This window comes from Blautia liquoris, from assembly GCF_015159595.1.
Classification (GTDB): Bacteria; Bacillota; Clostridia; order Lachnospirales; family Lachnospiraceae; genus Novisyntrophococcus; species Novisyntrophococcus liquoris.
This window is the reverse complement of the sequence record NZ_CP063304.1, coordinates 1,124,740-1,145,428: the sequence shown is the minus strand read 5'-3', so window position 1 is coordinate 1,145,428 and position 20,689 is coordinate 1,124,740. Positions and strand designations below refer to the sequence as shown.

Annotated in this window: 18 protein-coding genes; 4 read left to right on the top strand and 14 right to left on the bottom strand. The window is 40.4% G+C overall.

Annotated elements, in window-relative coordinates; translation table 11 throughout:
- The first annotated feature begins 35 nt into the window (after positions 1–35).
- Positions 36–893, top strand: coding sequence for an AraC family transcriptional regulator (locus tag INP51_RS05160; RefSeq protein WP_193736659.1), 858 nt, complete (start codon positions 36–38; stop codon positions 891–893).
- Positions 894–914: 21 nt separating this feature from the next.
- Here INP51_RS05160 and INP51_RS05155 read toward each other — a convergent pair whose 3' ends face one another.
- The 13 genes from INP51_RS05155 to INP51_RS05095 all read right to left on the bottom strand — a co-directional run bounded on the left by INP51_RS05155 (position 915) and on the right by INP51_RS05095 (position 17,831).
- Positions 915–2,339: a trimethylamine methyltransferase family protein gene (locus tag INP51_RS05155; RefSeq protein WP_193736658.1), complete on the bottom strand. Its 1,425-nt coding sequence runs from the start codon at positions 2,337–2,339 to the stop codon at positions 915–917.
- A gap of 48 nt (positions 2,340–2,387) precedes the next feature.
- A complete protein-coding gene (locus INP51_RS05150) occupies positions 2,388–3,626 on the bottom strand; it encodes an MFS transporter (protein ID WP_193736657.1) in 1,239 nt (412 codons plus the stop codon).
- A gap of 71 nt (positions 3,627–3,697) precedes the next feature.
- Positions 3,698–4,387, bottom strand: a complete 690-nt coding sequence (locus INP51_RS05145; protein ID WP_193736656.1) for a TetR/AcrR family transcriptional regulator — start codon at positions 4,385–4,387, stop codon at positions 3,698–3,700.
- A 303-nt stretch (positions 4,388–4,690) separates the two neighbouring features.
- Complete coding sequence (locus tag INP51_RS05140) at positions 4,691–5,974, bottom strand: L-cysteine desulfidase family protein (protein WP_193736655.1); 1,284 nt, start codon at positions 5,972–5,974, stop codon at positions 4,691–4,693.
- A gap of 38 nt (positions 5,975–6,012) precedes the next feature.
- Positions 6,013–7,173, bottom strand: a complete 1,161-nt coding sequence (locus INP51_RS05135) for a UxaA family hydrolase (RefSeq protein WP_193736654.1) — start codon at positions 7,171–7,173, stop codon at positions 6,013–6,015.
- 3 nt (positions 7,174–7,176) lie between these two features.
- The gene (locus INP51_RS05130) at positions 7,177–7,479 is read right to left on the bottom strand and encodes a UxaA family hydrolase (protein ID WP_193736653.1); all 303 of its coding nucleotides are present in this window, start codon (positions 7,477–7,479) and stop codon (positions 7,177–7,179) included.
- 59 nt (positions 7,480–7,538) lie between these two features.
- Complete coding sequence (locus INP51_RS05125; protein WP_193736652.1) at positions 7,539–8,750, bottom strand: sodium/glutamate symporter; 1,212 nt, start codon at positions 8,748–8,750, stop codon at positions 7,539–7,541.
- A 490-nt stretch (positions 8,751–9,240) separates the two neighbouring features.
- A complete protein-coding gene (gene uidA, locus INP51_RS05120) occupies positions 9,241–11,028 on the bottom strand; it encodes a beta-glucuronidase (protein ID WP_193736651.1) in 1,788 nt (595 codons plus the stop codon).
- Positions 11,029–11,095: 67 nt separating this feature from the next.
- Positions 11,096–11,926, bottom strand: a complete 831-nt coding sequence (locus tag INP51_RS05115; RefSeq protein ID WP_193736650.1) for a carbohydrate ABC transporter permease — start codon at positions 11,924–11,926, stop codon at positions 11,096–11,098.
- Positions 11,927–11,941: 15 nt separating this feature from the next.
- Entirely contained in the window at positions 11,942–12,850 is a 909-nt protein-coding gene (locus tag INP51_RS05110) for a carbohydrate ABC transporter permease (RefSeq protein WP_193736649.1), read from the bottom strand.
- Between the two features lie 76 nt (positions 12,851–12,926).
- Positions 12,927–14,258 carry an ABC transporter substrate-binding protein gene (locus INP51_RS05105; protein WP_193736648.1) on the bottom strand — a complete coding sequence of 444 codons (1,332 nt, stop codon included), beginning with the start codon at positions 14,256–14,258 and terminating at the stop codon, positions 12,927–12,929.
- A gap of 181 nt (positions 14,259–14,439) precedes the next feature.
- Entirely contained in the window at positions 14,440–16,050 is a 1,611-nt protein-coding gene (locus tag INP51_RS05100; protein WP_193736647.1) for a response regulator transcription factor, read from the bottom strand.
- 41 nt (positions 16,051–16,091) lie between these two features.
- Positions 16,092–17,831: a sensor histidine kinase gene (locus tag INP51_RS05095; RefSeq protein WP_193736646.1), complete on the bottom strand. Its 1,740-nt coding sequence runs from the start codon at positions 17,829–17,831 to the stop codon at positions 16,092–16,094.
- Between the two features lie 199 nt (positions 17,832–18,030).
- Here INP51_RS05095 and INP51_RS05090 point away from each other — a divergent pair, with 199 nt between their 5' ends.
- The 3 genes from INP51_RS05090 to INP51_RS05080 all read left to right on the top strand — a co-directional run bounded on the left by INP51_RS05090 (position 18,031) and on the right by INP51_RS05080 (position 19,992).
- Complete coding sequence (locus INP51_RS05090) at positions 18,031–18,444, top strand: Fur family transcriptional regulator (protein ID WP_193736645.1); 414 nt, start codon at positions 18,031–18,033, stop codon at positions 18,442–18,444.
- Between the two features lie 64 nt (positions 18,445–18,508).
- Complete coding sequence (locus INP51_RS05085; protein ID WP_193736644.1) at positions 18,509–19,072, top strand: 6-carboxytetrahydropterin synthase; 564 nt, start codon at positions 18,509–18,511, stop codon at positions 19,070–19,072.
- A 254-nt stretch (positions 19,073–19,326) separates the two neighbouring features.
- Positions 19,327–19,992 carry a Crp/Fnr family transcriptional regulator gene (locus tag INP51_RS05080; protein WP_193736643.1) on the top strand — a complete coding sequence of 222 codons (666 nt, stop codon included), beginning with the start codon at positions 19,327–19,329 and terminating at the stop codon, positions 19,990–19,992.
- Between the two features lie 7 nt (positions 19,993–19,999).
- Here INP51_RS05080 and INP51_RS05075 read toward each other — a convergent pair whose 3' ends face one another.
- On the bottom strand, positions 20,000–20,551 hold the full coding sequence (locus tag INP51_RS05075) for a ClbS/DfsB family four-helix bundle protein (RefSeq protein ID WP_193736642.1): 552 nt from the start codon (positions 20,549–20,551) through the stop codon (positions 20,000–20,002).
- Between the last annotated feature and the right edge of the window lie 138 nt (positions 20,552–20,689).

Below are 20,689 nucleotides of genomic sequence, written 5' to 3'. Positions count from 1 at the left end.
GATATTCTTTATTAAATATGTGAGGAGCAATTCGTATGGATAATGTAATGATTGAACCAATTGACCAATTCGCTGCTGTTCATCGATACTCTTGCAAAAAGTATGAGAGGACATTGCATCTTCATAATAATGCATATGAACTTATGTTGTTTAAATCAGGAAACATAGATTATTTTATCGACGGTTCAACCTATTCTCTGCGGCCAGGTGATCTCACATTTATACCGCCAAATAGTATTCATGGGTTTTTTACAAAAGATAACTCACCCTATGAGAGATTGCCATTACATATCGAAAAGAGTTATATTGAAAAACTTTCCACAGACCAAACTGATTTGTTGAAGTGTTTTTATGCTTTTCCCAAAGGTCTGCCCCATTATCACTTAAATGCTCAACAGATGGAAGAATATGAAACACATGTAGATACGATTATAAAATCAATGAAGGAAAAAGAATTTGGATATGATATAAAAGTCAAAACCTGCATCACTATGATTCTTCTGCTCGCAAATTCTGTCACTGAAACAAACAATGGATTTTTAACAGATATCTCGCCTAAAGTCATACGAGATACTTTTAAGTACATTAATGATAATTTGTCTGAAGATATTTCAGTTCATTCAATTGCTGAACATTTAAACCTCAGTGCCTCAAGAATCTCACACATATTTAAAGACTACACTGGAACATCCCTTTGGAATTACATAATAAGCAGAAGAATTCAGTACTCAAAAAGGCTGTTATGTCAGGGGTCTTCTGTCACAACAGCCTGCTTTGAAAGTGGATTCAAAGACTACGCTCATTTTATAAAAACATTTCAAAAAAATGCCGGATGTTCACCCGGAAGATATGCCAAAAATTGTAAGGACGCTTTGATTTCTGATTTGGAGTAAGGGGGATATCACACTCCGATGTTATAACACCCTTGCGTTCTCGATCTTCTTTACATAAGACTCATCGATACCATAGTCAAGGACAATTTTTTTCATATTATCCATACATTCCTTTGGAATATCCGGAGAATGGTATTCATCCAGAGCTTTTTGAATCAGAGCATCCATATTTTTCTCAAGGGTGTCCTGCGGTTTCGGACCTCTGACACTGATTATCGGATCCAGTATTGCAGTACGCATATATTCCAGCGTGCTGTCTGCAGTGATAAAAGAACTGTCATGTCCTATTTCCTGCATGTCTTCCATCGGAACCGTTTCATCATTAACATCAATATCCTTTAGATAAGCATCGACATAGTCCACAATCTGAAAATCAGATATAAGCTTTTCATATGAAAAAGTAAGATATGCGTCAAGGACTCCCGCTCCCTGAAGAACTACATCAACACCATTCTGTTCACAGGCGAGAAATGACAACATTGGTTCATACCCGGCCTGGACATCACATTTCTTTGCATCAGTCATTAATCCACCGGAACGAACGGGAAGTTCGTAAAATTTCCCCATAATACCGGCATACTTATAACATAATGCTGATTCAGGAGCCCCGATAGCAATAGCCAAAGTTCTCATATCTGCTGCAGTAGACTGAGATCCATATAATACAGGCGCCCCAGGTTCATACATCTGCGCAAGAGCCAATGTGGACAAGACCTCTGCATTATTTTGCACAATGGTGCCCTCTGCTGTAATTGGAGCTGTAGAACCACCCATTGCAGCCGGTGCAATATAGCAAGGCTGGCGGTATTTCAAATTTGTAAACATTGTCTCTGTCATAATTGTGTCTACCACAAGCGGCGAATTTACATTCATGCCTGCCAATATTCTCGGCTTTTCTCTTAATTGTTCCTTTGAACATCCAAAAGCTGCAGCTATTACATCATAACAAAGCTCCATGGTATGGTAATTTCCACTGACATCCGGCGGAATCTTAGATGACAGCATTAATCCCGCATATAGTTCGAACAGCATAAATTGATCTTCCGGAATATCATTAGGAGTACAAATACCACCACCATTCACATGATATCGATCATTGTATTCAACAATTTTATCTGTCTTAATCACATCATCTACAGTCGTGGTACGTAATGTGCCATCCTTTTTAAGCACTTTGATACCACCCATCATCGGTCCAATATAAGTATGCCCACTGCCCGGCTCTATATCAAATTTGGAATTTCTTGCATATATTTTGAATTTTGATGGGGCCATCTCAACACATTTCATAATTTCATCTTCGGTGAAATAAGCGATATTTCCATCCACCTTCACCCCATGTTTTTTCAGGATCTCGATTGCTTCAGGGTGGAGAAATCGCGTTCCTACCGTTTGAAGTAGTTCCATTGATTTATCATGAATAGCCTGTGCATTTTTATTCTTCATATCTTTTCCTTTCACATCATAGGAATATCTGAGTTCATAGAGTTACAGTTATATCTTCTTTGTCTCATCCTTTTTAATATTTCGCTGTAAATACAAAGATGCTATTAAACCTACAACTGAAAACGCAAATAAAATAATAAACAAATAATGATAGCCGTCAAATCCGGGATAAGCATCAAGCAAATGACCAGAAATCGTATTCATAAAGACTTCCGGGAAGAACCCTACCAGTGAAATGATACCAACAGCGGTTCCAGTCACTTTCATTGGAATCTGTGCTTGATCCACGGTTCCAAAATAAATACCTCTCATGAAAAACAGCCCCAAATAAAGAGCCATCATCATAACTACAGATAACGCAACAGATCCGGTAGGTAAAACTATAAATATGCCTGTTGCCGCTAATATAAATACAAAACATGCAACAATCACTCTTGATATTGAAAAGCGTTTGGCAAGAAATCCGCCAATTGGACCTCCTAACATCATAAGGACAAAGTTTCTAAACACTGCGACAACCGCCGATACCCCTACTGAAACTCCCATAATATCAGTAAGATAGGAAGTAAGATAGGTACCTCCTGTATAAATAGCATAATTGCAAAGAATAACAAGTGAAATCAGCCATACTGCAGGCAATTTCAAAACCGCCAGTATTTCATGAATATTAATTTTCGCATCATCTCCAGAACCGGGAATTTCGTCGCTTATAAAGATCATTACTAATACTGATCCAATAAGACAAAGAATAGAAATGACCAATATGACCTGACGCAGGCTGGCTATGCTGCTGCCTAAAGCAGTAAACAAAGCAACGGTCGCAAAAGATGTGACTGTATCAACAGCACCTCTTCCCCCTTCAAGTAATCCAAAAAACAAGCCTTGTTCTTCACTCGAAGCAAGAGAACGAGTTACCCTGATCATACAATCCCATAAGAGAACAGCCGTAGCAAACCCCCACATAATATAAATTATTACACAGGCCCAGTAAGGCGGATACGCAGCAAACCAAAATCCACCGATTGCTGTTAGTAAAAATGCCGTAGTTAAAAGTTTTCTGGGCGAAAATCGATCACAAATAGGTCCTCCAACCAGATATCCAAATAGAGATATTAGACCAAAAATACTACTTAACGATGCCAACTGACTGTTGGTGAACCCAAATCCTTCTTTCATTGGATCGTAAAAAGTCCAGCGCAAGTAAGGCAATAAATACATCGCTTCACAGATACATAAGACAATTAGTACCACATAGCGATTATGTTTCTTTGCTGTTTTTGAAGACATATTCTTCTTCTCCCATCACAATACATTCTTCAGCAAATAACATAATCGTGCATAATAGCACCAAAATTGTATTACTTGCTGATCGTTTCCAGGTGACAGCCAAGTATTGAATTTCCCGGCAGCATTATTCTTTGAAATAAATCAGTCATGATTGACGCATATTTTTCCATTACAGCATGTACAACTTTCTCATCTTTATAAGTGAATCGGAGTTCATTCATCATTCCGCAGAAGATATAGTAGTCCGTATTCACAAGAAAATCCACATCGTTCAAAGCGATAGTTCCCTCTTTAACTGCTAATAATAACGTTTCTTTTTCTCTTGCTTTGATATCAAGTGAAAGCAAAATGTTGTTCATAAAATAATTATCAATAAGACTTCTCTCCTCTGGAAAAAGCTCTAGATATTCATAAAGAGCTTTTTCACTTAATTCGATATCATAGAGAAAAAAATTCTCATATATCGGAACATTGTGAAAAGCATACCATGCTAAACATACCCAAGATTGAAGATCAACCTCAAGTGCTTTATAATGCTGGTCTATAACATTGGAAAGAGTATCATAATACTGCATCAGATAACGGACGGATGCAATCGAAATCAAATAACTCAAACTGTCAAAATAATAGTAAAGAGACGCGGTATTTCTCCCAGTCTCTTTTGCCAGTCTCCTGACAGTGACTGCTTCATATCCTTCTTCAGCTAATATTTGATAAGCTATGTTGATGTATTCTTGTTTAATTTGCTTTTCCTTTGCCATGATCAGCACCCTTCCTTTGAATATATATTCTTACCATTATCATACAACCTATAAGAATAATGTGCCAGTAGATCTTGGTTCTTTGATTATAATCCCATCCTCCTTCCTTTAATTTATACATGTTTTAATCGCGATTAAATTTCTATTATAGAGTAACACTTACTATCTCAAATGTCTATCCATAAAATAATTTTCTATCTTTTCTACAAATTTGATCTCTTTTTTTGAGCAAATTTAAATTAGTCTCTTATCCCGGCATGATAATGCCCCGTATAGGATTTATACGGGGCATATAATAAAAAGCTATTGAGTTTCTCTTTGGATAATTTCTTTACAGACAATTTTATCCGTCTCTGCCATTCCATTCTTTGCAATTCTTCCCAACATTCTTAAAGTCTCATCAGCAGTGTCACAGACTAAACCGTCTCCGGCAGGAATACCTGCCCCTTCCATTGCCAAATAGGCAGATTCAATTGCTGTACCTATCGCATTCGACAATTTTAGAGCACATCCCAATTTTGCTCCGTCACAGAGGATTCCGCCAATACTTCCTACTATATTTTTAATCGTTGCCTCCACTTCTTCGAAGGTTCCCTCTGAAAGAACCACAACACCGGCGCCAACACCAATAGATGCTGCGATAGCACATGCACACATAGCAGACAGTCTCCCAATTTGATTCTTAATAAAAATTGTCAGTAAAAAACTCAGGCTTAAAGCTCTCAAAAGTAATTCTTCACTGCTTCCCTGTTCTTGTGCAACAATATAAAGTGGTATTGATGCAGTTATTCCAACATTCCCACTGCTTGCACAACTCATTGCTGATAAATTTTCACCGGCCATTCTGGCATCTGAAGCTGCAGCAGTATACGCTTTCGCTTTCATATAAATATTACTGCCTTCTTTTATTCTTAGATAGGCATTTCCAAACCCCTTCCCCAGATTCTCCTTGAGTCCCGTTTCAGATAGTTTATTGTTGAACTCTATGGCTTCTTTCAAAAAATATAATTTTTCAATCGGTACTTCCCTCGCGAATTCATAGAAATCCTTTACTGTATACTGATTAATCCTATCCTTCGATTCGTCAAGCACATCATTGATATCATTTTCCTGACTTTTATACAGTACATTGCGATTAGTTTCAATCAGGATTACATTTGTATGTGTTTTAGCAACAATCGCATGGCCTGTGCCGTTCTCTGTTTCTACGAATGCCTCTATATATAAACCGACTCCTTTGATATCCCAGTCAATCTTTAATTCAACTTTCCCATCGTTCACTAATTTTTTTGCATCTATTTCATCTTGTGGTGTGACATCTTTTAACACCTCTAGTTTTGCTTTGGACCGCCCGCATACAGCGCCAAGTGCAGCGGCAATGACAACTCCCCTCTCGGAGATCCCCGGTATGCCTACAGCTATCGAATTCTTGTAGGTATCCCGATCTACGATGAATCGAACATTTCTTACCTTGCCGCCAATGGCATCCTTTGCCACACTAACCGCATAGGATACCGAGGTAGGACCCGTACACCCTAAGGCAGGCTTTACCTCTGAAACTAATATAGAAAGTAATTCTTCTTTCATAAGCACTCTCTCCTTATCGCAGATTTCCAAACACCTTTTCACGATCTAATATCACGTGGAATCGTGTAATCAAAGTTTCTGTTATCTTCAGATTTTGTTGTAATTCCATTTGCAGTCTCAATTATTTTCTTATATAGGTCTTCTCCAACCAGATCAATTTTCTCTCCGAGAATTACTCTTCCGGCATTAAAATCCATGATACTATTTAATGATTGATAAGTTTCTGGATTTCCTGTTATCTTTACTAATGGCATAACTGCATTGCCAAGAGGAGAACCTCTTCCTGTACTAAAAGCTGTTATTTGTGCTCCGGACATGGCAAAAGCTGTGGTTACAAACGAGTCGGGCCCCTGCGCTCTGCAGTCTAAGATCCATAACCCCGGATGAGGTACTTTCTCTCCTACCTGAATAATGCCTTGAACCGGTGCTGAACCCATTTTCTTAACATTTCCCATTGATTTTTCGACTAATGTTGTAATTCCCCCGGCTTTATTTCCGGGAGTGGGATTCACCTCTTCTATGGTCTGTCCATTCTTGCTGATAAAATCTTCTCTCAATTCGGTAACCATGTTTAAGATATCGATACCCACCTCTTTACTTACAGCCCTTTTCGCCACCACATGTTCACTGCCCGGAAATCCAACAACTTCCGACATCAATACCGTTCCACCATTTTTGACAATCAAATCGGTCATTGCACCTATAACCGAATTACCCGCAAGTGCAGTTGTCCAATCGGAACCACCGCACTGAACGCCAACTGTAAGTTTTTCTGCTCCAAACGAATCTCTTTGTTGCAGGCTTAATTCTTTTTCTAGTATACCGGCATATTCTATCCCTTTCGCAATTGACTGTTTTGGTCCGCCTTCCTCTTGAATCAAAACTTTATATGCAGGTTTAGGGAGTTTCTTAACATGATCATACATTTTATTTGCATCAATTTGTTCACAGCCCAATCCAACGATAATTACTCCATATACATTTGGATTTTCACATGCCTTTTTTAAACCAAGGTTCGTCCTATTCGAATTTTCTTCGGATTCCATACAGCCAAAATCATGGGTAATTGATATCGCATTTGTTTTTTCAGCAATGCGTATAGCAACATTATTCGCACATTGTACTGTGGATACAACTAATATGTAATTGCGTATGCCAACAGAACCATCCGAACGTAAATAACCCAAGAAATGATCCATCCTCTAATCCTCCTTCATAAATGCTGCAATGTAGCTTTTACACAAATCTTCCGTCACATCTGTTATATTATGCGTATGAATATAATCTCCTTTTTGAATATCCATATTGGCTAATCCTATTGGCACACCATATTTATATATATATTCATTTTTTTTTATTTCCTTAATTGCTGCTTTATGGCCAATGGGTATCTGCTGATTCGCAACTATAACCTCACTGCCTACTTTAATTTTTTCTCCCGCCTGAATAGTTTCAGTGGCAACTACAACATTATCCGATGAATCAACTAAAAGTCCTGTTTTCATCTAAAATCACCTCCCCTTTTTATTTATTGTGTCATTTTTCAACTAAGAACATCAACATGTTAATTCAGTAACCCCATGGTAATGAAAACGAGCAAAACATTGGCAAAATCCAGGAAAACCCCACAAATTATGGATGTTGTCAAAAACGATTTTGGACTTGGTCCATACTTATTTGTGACCTCGCGCATGCCAGACATCGCATTCGATGTAGTTCCACAGCCATACCCCACGAATCCAGCCGACATAACAGCGGCATCATAATTTCTGCCCATTGCATAGTAGATAATAAAATAAGCAAAAAGCAAGGTTATAATAATTCCAGCCACGAGAATGACTATCATGGGAACCGCTATTTCAAAAATAGTCCAAAACTGCAGATTAATAATCGTTAATCCCAAAAACAAATCTAATGACACATCTGCGACAACGTCCACACCGTCCACAGACACCAGGTCATTTTCTTTTTTATCTGATATATAGCGAAAAACAAAACCCAGTATCATGGGACCTAACACAACTGGAAATGAAATATTATCCATGAAAATACCCATAAAAGAGTTAATAGCCCGTGTGATGAATGAACCAAAAAACATACAAACCAAGATAATCATCATAGTATTAAAGACATCTGTCTTTCCCATAATGGCAGAATCTTTGTCTGACTTGGCCGCCTCTTGTTCATAAGTTTTAGCATTCGTCATTGTTGATAATTTATGACGTTCGATGATCCGAGATCCGATCGGACCTGCTAAAAGACCTCCTGCACTGATTCCAATTGTTGCCGAGATCATTCCTGCCGTCATCGCCTGAGAGTATCCCATCTTTTCAACGGCTGGCGCAATGGCAGCAACACAACCCGGCCCTCCGACTAAAGCTGGAGATCCCATCATGAGAGCAACCAAGCTATCCACGCCAAACATCTTTCCTATGCCCACGGCTACAAAATTCTGGACAAAGATAGCAATAATGGTTAAGCCTAATAGCATTACTATACTTTTCCCCAGGCCCCGACTATTCTTTATACTCGCACCTAAACCAATCGTTGTAAAATAGAGAACCATAAAGAAGTCATTTAACCCTGTGTTCACCGTGATATATCCGATTCCTAATTGATAAAAAATCGTATTGATAATAGCAAAGATCAGCCCTCCAATAACGGCAGCCGGGATAGTTAGTCTCTTTAGCCATCTTTTCTTTAACCAGTAACCTACGATTAAGGAAAGTCCAGCCAATCCAATCGTCTGAAGTAAGTCCATTTTAATTTCAATCATAGCCTCTCCTCCTTACAGTGCGGCCTTGTTATAAATGCCCCATCCTTAACTTTTGCAAGTTGACCTCTTATTGTTCTAAGTAAGATAGGGATAATGCAGTGGAAGCAAAATACTGATAGAAATCTACTACAAACGTTTAAAGTAGATTAATTAGAGAAGAATAGATAAAATAATAGAACCGCCTTTTGATTTTTACTAGGATTATATGCAGCTATGTCCAACAAATATACCGCTTTATAAATTAAGTGCCTATACCTACGTCCTAATTGTTATAAAATTCACATCATAGCTTTTATTGATCTTAGCTTAGTGCACGGACCCAACGAATGAATAGATCTCCATGTTAATTCAAGTGTCTCATCCAAATGTAGTATAAACACCATAAACCGGACCGATGAATATTCCGCCAAATGCCGCAATATTGCGAAAAAAGTTTCAGTCTTTTAAAGTCATTTTTAAAAGACTGAAACTTCTGTCATCTGCTTATTTTTCAATAAGGATTTCGGATCTCTTCCCATCGCGACTTCAAAAAATATGCCGCCTGTTTGGGGCGTCTGTCCCTTGTGAATATTCCTTTTTTATTTCCATCCACACGCTTAATATTCTCCGCTGTGGCAAAATCTGCGAACACCCACACATGCTCCCCTGCAATGTATGGAAGAGAATCAAACACTTCCCCATAGGCTCTCATGAACTCCGTCTGATACTCCTCTGAGAAAAGTCTTGCATTCAAATCATGAAGTCCTGCAATAGTATCTGCTCCGTACTCCCCAAGCATGATCGGTTTCTCGGGGCATCTCACATGAAAGCCTTCCAGTTCTTCTTTCAGTTTGACAGCCGCACCCTTCAGGTTTCCCTCTGTGTCATACCATCCTCTGTAGCGGTTGAGTACGAGGAAATCACACAGTTCTGCAACTTTACATGTTTTCGGGGTCGAGCCTTCATAAGTGACAATTGTCACCGGACGTTTCTGGATGTCTTTTTCCTTTGTAAGTGCTACCAGAGGCGCAAAATACTCCTTTGCCCCATCCTCCTGACTGGCCGGCTCATTCGCTGCGGACCAGGCGATCACACAGGGATGGTTTTTATCTCTTTTCACCATCTCTTCCATGACATGTTTATGATGTTCTTTCGTCCTAAGGGTTTCCCATGTCCCTTTTGGATTTCCGCCAAGAAGTCCCGTTGCCGTAAATCCGGTATTCAGCCCCACCGCCGGCGACTCATCGATTACGAGAATTCCCATCCTGTCACAGAGCTGCATCATCTCCTCACTATTTGGATAATGACTTGTGCGGAACGAATTGGCTCCTATCCATTTCAGCAGGCCTAAATCCTTGGTCATGAGAGCCATGTCCGTTCCACGTCCACGGGATCCACCCTCTTCGTGTTTGCCAAATCCTTTTAAATACACCGGCTTTTCATTCAGTAGAATCCTGCAGTCTCTGATGGACACCTCCCGAAAACCAAATATCTCCGTATATTCATCTACGTTCCCGGATTTGCTCTGTAAGCGTACCCAAAGACGGTACAGGTACGGATCTTGTGTATCCCACAGCCTGGGAGCTTCCACACGCCCGCTCCCACTGTATCCGGTTCCCGTATACACACATCTTCCCTCAGCGTCAAGTACTCGGACTGTGACCTTGGCCTTATCGGCACTCTCTCCTTCTGCCTGTATCTTCCAGTAAACACTCCCATCCATTTTTCCGTATACTTCGATATCTTCGATATACACATCTGGGGTCGTATAGATCCATACCGGGCGCATAATGCCGGAATAATTGTAAAAATCAAAGTTTGGGAGATTCACTGTTCTTTGTTCAAGCCCCGGAAACTCTTCCTCCACCACTCTTCCGCATGGAAGTGTCGTGTAATCAACAATATTATTCACAAATACAGTAAGAAGGTTCTCTCCCACCCTGCTCTGCTTTGATATCTCAAAGGAAAACGGGAGAAAACCTCCTTTATGTGAACCGAGGAGTTCACCATTTAACCATACCTCCGCCGTATGCGTCACAGCACCAAATCTGAGAAATAGCCTCCCCTGTTTCACAGGGTTCGTGACAGTAAAAGTTCTCTGATAAACCATATCTCCCACATGATCTGCAAAGTCTCTTCCCGGATAGATATCATTGTAGGAGGAGGGAACTGGCATAGGCATACTGTCTTTAAGCCGTCTGCCCGCGTCCCTCTCTTCTTTCTTCTTCAATAGTTTAAAATCCCAGATTCCATTCAGTTCAAAGACCATACGGCTCGAAGTCATTCTTGGATATAACATGATAGAATTCCCTCCATATATATAAATACCAGTACTGTTACTTTTTGCTTTCCTGAACAGAGGTATTTTATCCTTTGATACCACTGCTTGCAATTCCCTGTACAAACTGTTTCTGTCCAATAAGGAAAATCACGGCAACCGGAATCAATGCCAATACAGAAACTGCAAACACAAGCCCATACTCCGTCGAATACTGTCCGATGAACATTCTGATGCCAAGCTGAATCGTCTTTTTCGACTCCGTATTGAAGTAAATCATCGGCCCCATATAATCATTCCATATGGTTACAAAGCTAAAAATAACCAGTGTCGTGACAGAGCCCTTGGTCAGAGGAAGGGCGATTCTTACATAGTTCCCATATTCTGACAGGCCGTCGATTCTTGCGGCTTCAAGAAGTTCATCTGGAATTGAGATAAACGCCTGCCGCATCAAAAACACTCCAAATGGGATAAAGCTTTGCATCAGAACATAGCCGATATGCGAATCCACCAGATGCAGTGAATTCATCAAAGAATACTGTGGCAGCATGTACACCTGCCACGGGATTGCCATCGTAGCCACATAAAAGAGAAAAAGTACATTTCTCCCTTTAAATCTGCATTTTGCAAAACCATATGCCGCAAAACTGGACGTAACCACCTGAATGAGCGTAATCAGCACGGTTAGTTTGACTGTATTTAATGTAAAGGTCACAAGTGGAATCTTCTCCCAGACTTTCGTGTAATTGCTCCACTGTGGATTCTGCGGAATCCATTTTATTGGTACCGAGAAAACCTCGCTGTCGATCTTAAGCGATGCTGAGATCATCCAGATCAGTGGGGTAAGGGTAATCACTGTCAATCCGATGAGCAATATGTAGATAAGCGTCATTTTTACAGGACTCTTCTTTTTTACCATATCTTTCACCACCTTTTAATAATTTACAAATTTCTTCTCAGCTTTAAACTGGAAGACTGTAAGCAGGCTCACGATCACAAACAGTATCATCGCAGCCGCCGAAGATTTGCCGTAATCCCAGGAAATAAATGCCTGATTGTAAATATACTGCGACAACATCGTGGATGATGTGCCCGGACCTCCGTTTGTCATCAGATATACCAGATCAAATACTTTAAAGGAATTGATGATCAGCATCATCACAACAAAAAATGTACTCGGGCTTAGCAGCGGCCATGTAATCTTTTTAAAAAGCGTCCAGCCTTTTGCCCCATCTATCTGTGCTGCTTCGTAGAGACTCTCATCAATACTCTGAAGCCCAGACAGATAGATGATCATAAAATATCCCATATTTCGCCATACGTTCACAAGAATCAGTCCCGGGATAACCCATGTCGTAGAAGCCAGCCATCTGGGTGGAGAAGCAATTCCGATAAATTTCAATAATTCATTGATCGGACCATAATCCGGCTGCAGCATCGCATTCCACACAACAGAGATTGCCACAACAGATGCCACATAGGGAAAGAACAGTGCACATCGAAAGATTCCTCTTGCCTTGATCTTCTGATTCAAAAGCAGCGCCAGACCTAGCGAAGCCAGCATTGAGAACAATACTGTGAAGATAGAAAAATAGGCCGTCTTCCAGATCGCACCTCGAAAAACTCTGTCTTTGAAGATATCAATAAAGTTATCAAAACCCGCAAATTTCATCGGATTAAATCCATCCCAGTGTGAGAAACTCAAGATCAGCGAAAACATTACCGGGATAAACGTAAAGATAAAAAATCCAATAAAGTTTGGAAGAATAAAAGAATATCCGATGATATTCTGTCTTACGCCAAGGGACAGTCCCTTACGTTTTCTTTTTCCATTCCCTTTCATTTATTCTCCTTTCCGATTCTCATGGCTTTGTACAAGGTGGGCGGCAGTTTTTCTGCCGCCCACCAGTCCTGTATTCTTATTTGCCCTGAATTTCTTCTGAACGTGTACCCATCTCTGCAAGCACATCATCAATAGATTTTTCTCCAATCATAATCAGAGAGTGTTCTTCTGAAAGCATCTGATTCACTTCTGCTGAATTCGAATCAATCGGTCTGTCAAAAACGATAGATTTAGTTGCCATCGCTTCTGCCGCACCTTCAGGCATACCATCAAGAGCTGCCAGAGAATCCAAGGTTTTTTCATCCTGATATGCCGGCATCTGACCGTTCGCTATCAGTTTTTGTGATCCTTCTTCACCACAGGCATATTTGATAAACTCCCATGCCTCTTCTTTGTGTTTGGAATTCGCATTAACTCCCATCGGTGTTGTAGAGCCAATTGTATTTCCTGCCTCTACTCCGTCCGGATGCGGAAGAGTTGCTATTCCCCAGTTTACATCTGTCTCGCCGGCATTTACTTTCGCAATCATTGTTGATGAGAACCAGGTTCCCATAGGAAGTGTGGCAACAGTTCCCTGCTGGAACGGAGATGCGTAAGCGATATTACCTGTTTTCAGAGTAGAGTAATCCATGATCGTGCCTGCTTCCTGCATTCTCAAGGCCATCTCATAAGCCGGTTTCATAAAACTGTAGTCTGTATCGAGAATCGTATGTTTGCCATCCTGAACTGCCCAGTTCTGAACACATGCCTGCCATGTGTGAAGATAGCCGCCATAAATCTTGTCTGCTCCCTCCCCACTTGTCAGTTTCTCGCTCATCTCTTCCCAATCACTCCATGTCATATCATTTGACGGATATGCAACATTTGCCGCATCAAAGATGTCTTTATTGTAGTACAGCACGTAGTAGTCCGTCTTAAACGGAAGCGCTGTCTGTTTTTTGTCAAGATTGAAATCATCGTATCCTACAAACTTCGCTGTATCAAGACTATCCGCTTCAACATAAGATGTCAGATCTTCAAGCTGACCCTTATCCGCAAAAGATGGGGTTCCGTCCGGGTCTTTTATGTAAACGATATCGCAGTCAGCACCCCCGTTTAACATCGTAGACAATTTACTGACATACTCGGATGCCGCGATATCTACGATATTAATCTTGATGTTCTCATGTTTTGCCTCGAATCCATCCACAATATCGTTCAAATATGGCGTCGATGCGAGATCCCATACCGGAAATGTAAGAGTTACCTCTTCTGCTTTTTTGCTGCTGCCACTACTGCTATTCTGCTTGCTGTCCTGCTTGTTGTCTTTCTTGCTGTCATTGGATGATCCGCATCCTGCAAACATCGTTGTCGCTGCCATCATTGCTGCAAGACTAAGTGCCATTGCTTTTCTTGTTTTTTTGTACATAAACTTACCTCCTGCCTTTTTGGTGATTGGCCTCTCTCACTCAAACCTTTAAGATAGGTTCATTATACAAAGGCAGTCGAAAAAAAGAAATTTAAAATACTACTGAAAACCTACACTTTTTTTCACAACTACCCAATTTACTGTTATTTTTTTCATATAGTTGTATTTTTTTACTTCCACATCAACTGAGCATCCGTTTTTGATAGTCTGTAGGAGACATATGCATATATTTCCGGAATACTCTCGAAAAATAATATGCGTTTTCATATCCAAGTCTGCAGGCGATTTCTGTAATCATCATATCTTTTTCTTCCAGAAGGCGGCATGCATATTCAATCTTCGTGCTGTTGATGAAATCCATGAAACTTTGTCCATACTCTTTCTTAAAAATCGTGGAAAGATACCCGACGGATACCCCCACATAAGCAGCTGTTTCCTGAAGCCCTATGTGGGACTCGATATGATCCAACGCGTATCTGTGTGCCTTTTTTGCAAGCAAATTTCCCTGTGCAGTACCACTTCCGACCACGTCTGTCAGTGTATTGCGCAGCATAGAGAGCCACTCCAGAACCTGTTTCCGTGTACTAATATTTTCAATCACTGCGACACTGCTTACTTTTTCATACGAAGTCTTCTCTAAAATACCCAACTGTGCCAAAGCCTGGGAGGCTTCCCGGTTCAGCTCATTCAAAAGCCAGATGGCCTGACTCTTCTGGTGGACGGTATTGCTGATCCGCGCTTCTGCGCTGTCCATGATATTCTGAATTCCTTTCAGATTCCGCTGCACAATTTCCTGATAAACCTGCACACCAATCCCTTTGAGTCCCAACGGTTCGTAGCCAAGTTTCAGCCTTTCTTCTCTTCCAACTTCTTCCACTGTTCCAAGATAATACAATTCCTGAAGGCTCTGATATTCAACCGCACACTGTTTCCGATCCTCGTATCCTTCGTATATCTGCGTATGGTATACGTGGCACTCGGCCTGTGTAATGTTTTTTACTGTACTTGGCAGTTTGCGGGCAAAAATATCTGCATCTTTCTTCCAGTGTTCCTCTGCCCCTCCATGATGAATGAACAAAACAAGAGAATTCACTTCTCCGGTATCTAGAAAAAGATAATTGTTCTGGAAAATATTTTCTGCAATCTTTACTGCCAGTTCTCTGATCCATTCCATCAGTTCTGCCTTTTCTTTTTTCTCTGGTGGATGTTCACCTGTCAGCATCGTAAAATCAAAGGGAATATAAAAAAATGCATATTCCGAGAGTACACCTGACTCTTGTAACAATTTTTTATACGCTTCATCCGGCGAACTGCTGCGGAAAAACAGGACTTCCTGAAGTGCTTGGTCCACCATCTCTTCCCGATGTTTTTTTTCAAAATAGTCTGCTGCCTTCACTTCAATTAACTGTCCTCGCTTTTCCCGCTCTGCTTTTGCATGCTCCAGCGCCTTTTCAAGAAGCGGGCCTTCCAGCTGACTCTTCACAAGATAATCCACCGCCTGATACTGCAGAGCCTTTCTTGCCAAGTCAAACTCTTCCAAATTTGTAAGTACAATAAAAACAATATGTGGAAATTCTTCACCTACACGTTTCATCAAAGTGATGCCGTCCATCACCGGCATATTAATGTCTGCAAGTACAATATCCGGCTGTATCCTGCGGATCTGCTCCAGTGCATCCTGACCGTTACGTGCCGTCGCAGCCACGACACAGTTGTTTTTCTCCCAGTCTACAAGAAATTTGATTCCGGATAAGATGATTGTCTCATCGTCTACGATCATAACTTTGTACATTTGCTTCCTTCTCCTTTCTGCGTTGTTCCCACATAAATGTCTTATTCATCTTGATACCCTTCCTTAGGGATATGTATGGTCACTCTTGTGAAACTTCCTTTCTTACCTTCATAAATCAAACCATAATTCTGCCCATAGGTCATTTTCAAACGCTCGTCCACATTGACCACACCAATTCCACTCATAGCATTTTTATTCTTTTTCACTTTCAATATCTGTGAGAGCTCTTTCTGATCCATCCCAACTCCATTATCCTCAACAGATATATAAAGACTATTTTCTTTCTCCCATGCTTTTACACGGATCACCCCGTAAGTTCCTGTGGGCTCGATACCATGGAAAATCGCGTTTTCTATGATTGGCTGCATGGTCATTTTTACAATCAGACAATCCAAATACTCCTCCGGCACGCTGCATATGTAATCAAATATCTCCATATAGCGCACTTTCTGCAGATTGACATAATCCTGTACCAGCGAGAGTTCTTTCTTGAGTGTAATTTTATCCCCTACTCCTTTCGCCATATTGCGCAGAAGATTTTCCAGACTCATAACTGTATCTGCAATATTATTTGCTTTTTGTATTACCGCCATCCACCGCACAGAATCTAGTGTATTATAAAGAAAATGCGGATTGATCTGTGCCTGCAATGCATTCATCTCAAGCCTTTGTCTTTGTTCATACATCTTTTTTTGGCTTTTGATCAGACTGTTGATATGTCGGACAAGATGATTGAATTCTTTCCCGATCTTAGAGATTTCATCCTCCCCCTCTTCGATAGATGGATCCTCTGTCAAAACCTTTTCCTCTGCAAGACGGCTGATATGCCCGCTTAAACCCCGAAGCGGCTGTGTGACCTGCTTAGAAATGAGCCGTGACACTGCACTTCCCGCACACAGAACCATGATCACAGTGATTAGAAGCATATAGATAATATTGATGTTATCCGCTGAGTAAAAATTACTCTCGATTACTACCGTAATTTTAAGTGAAAAAGGTTGAAATGCAAGCGAATCTGTATATGTCCGACCTTTCAGCTTCCCGCTCCTTTGTATCTCCTGAAAATCCAGTGAAGAATACCACACGTTATGATCTTTCTTTTCACTCTCTATCATGATATTTGAGGATTCCCGATAGGGTTCCAGCAGATCCGAAAAGAGTCTGGTATTTAATTCCATATAAATAAAGCTGTTTTTTTCACGGTCAAGCGGATAAATATATATGAGTTTAGTCTCTTTACTGTCAATGACCGACTCTCCAATCTGTGCCACTGCTTTGCCATTGGAAATATCCTCCTGGAAAAGTTGATTTTCAAAGATCTGTCCCGCCTGGCTAATCCCCGTGGAGGCCGTTATCGATATCACCATGCCTTCTCGGTTCACGAGAGCCATACTATCCACGTAATCATTCACCGGGTTTCCCCTCAGGGAAGCTGCAAGGCTCTCCTGGGCATAAAGTGCATATTTCTTCGTCTCCATAGAATCAAGAGATGATTTTGACATCGCCCATCTGACAATAGAACTATTCTCCGCAATCAGAGCCAATGTATCTATATTATCCTTCGCATCCTCTAAATAAGAATAAATAACAGAAAGATAACCCTCCTCAACATCCTTTTGTTTCTCCATAAGTTGGTGTCCCAGCAGAGCGCTGATAACAATATTCGTCACAATACAAAAAGCCACGATAGGTGCCAGTATGGATAACAGCACCTTTGTCTGGAAGCTGTGCCGTATCTGACTTATAAGATTCCCCCTCCTCTCTTTTGCCTGTTTCCCCATCCTTATCCTTTATCCTTTCAATTTTCTTTATTTGTCAATTAGTATATTCTATTTTTCCTTGTAATTCAATAAATTTCCAGTTTATCCCATATCTTAGTTTCTACTTGACTTTTCAAAATAGTTCTGTTTCTCTCTTGACACAAACACTTTATTGATATATAATACTATTAAGAAATAACTATCGTAAAGAGGTTATATTATGATTAGACGCAAAACCATTCAATGTGACTTAGTTCTTCAGACTGTGAACAATCTCAGATGCCATGCAACTGCAGATGAGATATATGAAACAATCGTCAAAGAACACCCACGCATCAGTAAGGCAACCGTATATCGGAACCTGCAGCGGCTTTGTGAAATGGGGGAAATCCGTAAAAGGGAATTTCCTGGTGGAGCTGACCGTTATGACCACATCTGCAGTGATCACTATCATGCCAGATGCGTAAAATGTGGCCGTGTTTTTGATGTTGACATGGAATATATGAAGGATATTGAGCAATCTATCAGGGATGATCATGGGTTTATATTTACCGGACATGATATCATTTTTAAAGGCATATGCAAAGACTGCAGTAATAAGCAGCAGATATATGATGCAGATGCCCATTCATAACATAATTTAGTGCTTATACGGGAGCAAAAAACACCCGTAAATAATATAAAAGGAGAATGATACTATGAGAAGCATTACAACATTAGAATTGCAGTACGCACACAGGTTCTATGGATTTAAGGGGGAAGCACAGTATTTGCACGGCCACACAGGCACTCTAACAATTGAAGTAAATGACTCCGTTAATATGGGTGTTAATATGGTCTTTCCGTGTAATGAAATTAAGAAGACCGCATGGGAAGTCATGAAGAATTTTGATCATGCACTGGTTCTGCGAGAGGATGATCCTCTGCTGCCTGCAATTCTCGATGTTTATGAAAAACAGGGAATTAAAGACGGTGCACCGACCAATCAAATGAAAGGACCTGCTTTTAAGACAGAACTTGCAACCGCATATCCAGAATGTCGTTTGGTGGTTACAAAAGAGACAATGACTGTTGAGGGAATGATCAAGATTGTTTATGACTTGCTGAAGGATAAGCTGAACATTGCAAAACTTACCTTTACCAGCGGTGATAATGCAGCTTCTGAAGAATTTGAAACCAATAACCACATTGACCGTTGTCCTCTGTGTGGCATTGCTTTAGATGAAAACGGCGTGTGCCCCAAGTGCGGATATAAAAAATAATTGCAGTTATAAAGTGGGCATTTAGCAATTGTCTTTCTTGGTAACTAAAATGGGAGAATTCTGCACAAAGCATAATTCTCCCATTTTATGATATTTGAATCAAAAGCATTGTTGACATCGCATTCCTTTTTTTCCATGATACGACTTCCGCTGCCATATTTATAAAAATTATTTATCTCTCTTGACCTTACAATTGTATATTACTATAATTGTAACCAAGATAATGTTGTTATAACCACGAAAGGTGAAATATTATGAAAAAATTTGAATCACCCCTTTTTGCGGAATTATCGGAGGAAGAATACCATGATATGCGCAGCTGTGGGTGCATGAGAGAAAAAAATTACAAGAAAGATGAATGTATCCTACATACAGGAGAAAAAAATAATGAAGCCGGCGTTGTTCTATATGGCAGCGTCAATATAGAAAACATAGACCTCTGGGGAAAAAGGACGATACTGTCCAATATCGTCCAAGGACAGATATTCGGTGAAACTTACGCTATTACGGGAGATATCCTTCTGGTTGATGCTGTTGCCGCAGAAGACAGCAGAATACTTTTCTTAAATGGTGCCGGTATTGTACATGGTCATCATTCAGACAGAACCTGGCATAAAAAAGTCATTCTTAATTTACTGAGGATTTCAAACCGAAAAAATATCGAACTCTCTGCTCGCATATTCCAGACCTCGTTCAAGAAAACGCGGCCGCGTATCGAATCTTACCTTACAGCCGTTTCCCGGAAATCTAATGCCCGTGAATTCGATATTCCGTTTAACCGTCAGCAGCTTGCTGACTACTTAAATTTAGACCGCAGTGCTCTTTCCAAAGAGCTTATGCACATGCGTGACGAAGGACTTCTTGATTTCCATAAGAACCATTTTCGTCTTTATGAACTTATAGATGATTCTTTGGACTGATATGCCCTTAAACCACTCGATTTCTTGAGACCATCTTTTTATGTGCCTTTAGCTTCTTTATCGCCCAATCATAATGACTTGAAGCTGCACTGACAAAATAGGAGCCGAGGGTTGTTCCACCTGTCCATGCAAATACTCCTTTTGAAAAAAGCTCTTCATTCGTGTATGTTTTCATTTGTCCCATTAACTTTTCATGAGACTTCATAAGCATATTCTTTGCTTCCGAAAGGCTGGTACTCTGATGCCTGTCCCAGAACATCACATTCATATCACCATAGGTTCTCCATGTGTAGCCCTCCGGCAGAAAGGTTCTATGCTCACCTGCATTATTTGCCTCAATGCACGCAATCAGAAGTTGATGCCATTCGTACAAATGAATCAAAATATCTCTGAGATTCTTATCTCTTTTCCAATGTGCTTCTTTTTTGTTCTCATCTTTTGAAAAATCGAATTCTGTAGAAAGTTCTGCATCTGTCATCCCCTCTATCAGATTCATGAGTTTAGCATAACTTTCTGTCGCGGCAATTATCATATCTGATTTTGTCTGTGGTCTCGCCATAAGCCTATCCTCCTTTAATCTTGTGTTACAGCCAAATACAGTAAAGCTGCCGGTGGCAGGTTTGCTCGCATACTTTGGCATGGAGAAGAATCCTGTTCATCGCTCTTCGTAGGAACTTCACAATCTAAATATAACACA

Coding starts and splice junctions, on each gene's coding strand:
- INP51_RS05125 (WP_193736652.1), bottom strand. CDS start 8,750: ATGATTGAAATTAAAATGGACTTACTTCAGACGATTGGATTGGCTGGA.
- INP51_RS05075 (WP_193736642.1), bottom strand. CDS start 20,551: ATGGCGAGACCACAGACAAAATCAGATATGATAATTGCCGCGACAGAA.
- INP51_RS05105 (WP_193736648.1), bottom strand. CDS start 14,258: ATGTACAAAAAAACAAGAAAAGCAATGGCACTTAGTCTTGCAGCAATG.
- INP51_RS05100 (WP_193736647.1), bottom strand. CDS start 16,050: ATGTACAAAGTTATGATCGTAGACGATGAGACAATCATCTTATCCGGA.
- INP51_RS05085 (WP_193736644.1), top strand. CDS start 18,509: ATGAGAAGCATTACAACATTAGAATTGCAGTACGCACACAGGTTCTAT.
- uidA (WP_193736651.1), bottom strand. CDS start 11,028: ATGTTATATCCAAGAATGACTTCGAGCCGTATGGTCTTTGAACTGAAT.
- INP51_RS05080 (WP_193736643.1), top strand. CDS start 19,327: ATGAAAAAATTTGAATCACCCCTTTTTGCGGAATTATCGGAGGAAGAA.
- INP51_RS05115 (WP_193736650.1), bottom strand. CDS start 11,926: ATGGTAAAAAAGAAGAGTCCTGTAAAAATGACGCTTATCTACATATTG.
- INP51_RS05090 (WP_193736645.1), top strand. CDS start 18,031: ATGATTAGACGCAAAACCATTCAATGTGACTTAGTTCTTCAGACTGTG.
- INP51_RS05150 (WP_193736657.1), bottom strand. CDS start 3,626: ATGTCTTCAAAAACAGCAAAGAAACATAATCGCTATGTGGTACTAATT.
- INP51_RS05140 (WP_193736655.1), bottom strand. CDS start 5,974: ATGAAAGAAGAATTACTTTCTATATTAGTTTCAGAGGTAAAGCCTGCC.
- INP51_RS05130 (WP_193736653.1), bottom strand. CDS start 7,479: ATGAAAACAGGACTTTTAGTTGATTCATCGGATAATGTTGTAGTTGCC.
- INP51_RS05095 (WP_193736646.1), bottom strand. CDS start 17,831: ATGGGGAAACAGGCAAAAGAGAGGAGGGGGAATCTTATAAGTCAGATA.
- INP51_RS05145 (WP_193736656.1), bottom strand. CDS start 4,387: ATGGCAAAGGAAAAGCAAATTAAACAAGAATACATCAACATAGCTTAT.
- INP51_RS05135 (WP_193736654.1), bottom strand. CDS start 7,173: ATGGATCATTTCTTGGGTTATTTACGTTCGGATGGTTCTGTTGGCATA.
- INP51_RS05110 (WP_193736649.1), bottom strand. CDS start 12,850: ATGAAAGGGAATGGAAAAAGAAAACGTAAGGGACTGTCCCTTGGCGTA.
- INP51_RS05155 (WP_193736658.1), bottom strand. CDS start 2,339: ATGAAGAATAAAAATGCACAGGCTATTCATGATAAATCAATGGAACTA.
- INP51_RS05160 (WP_193736659.1), top strand. CDS start 36: ATGGATAATGTAATGATTGAACCAATTGACCAATTCGCTGCTGTTCAT.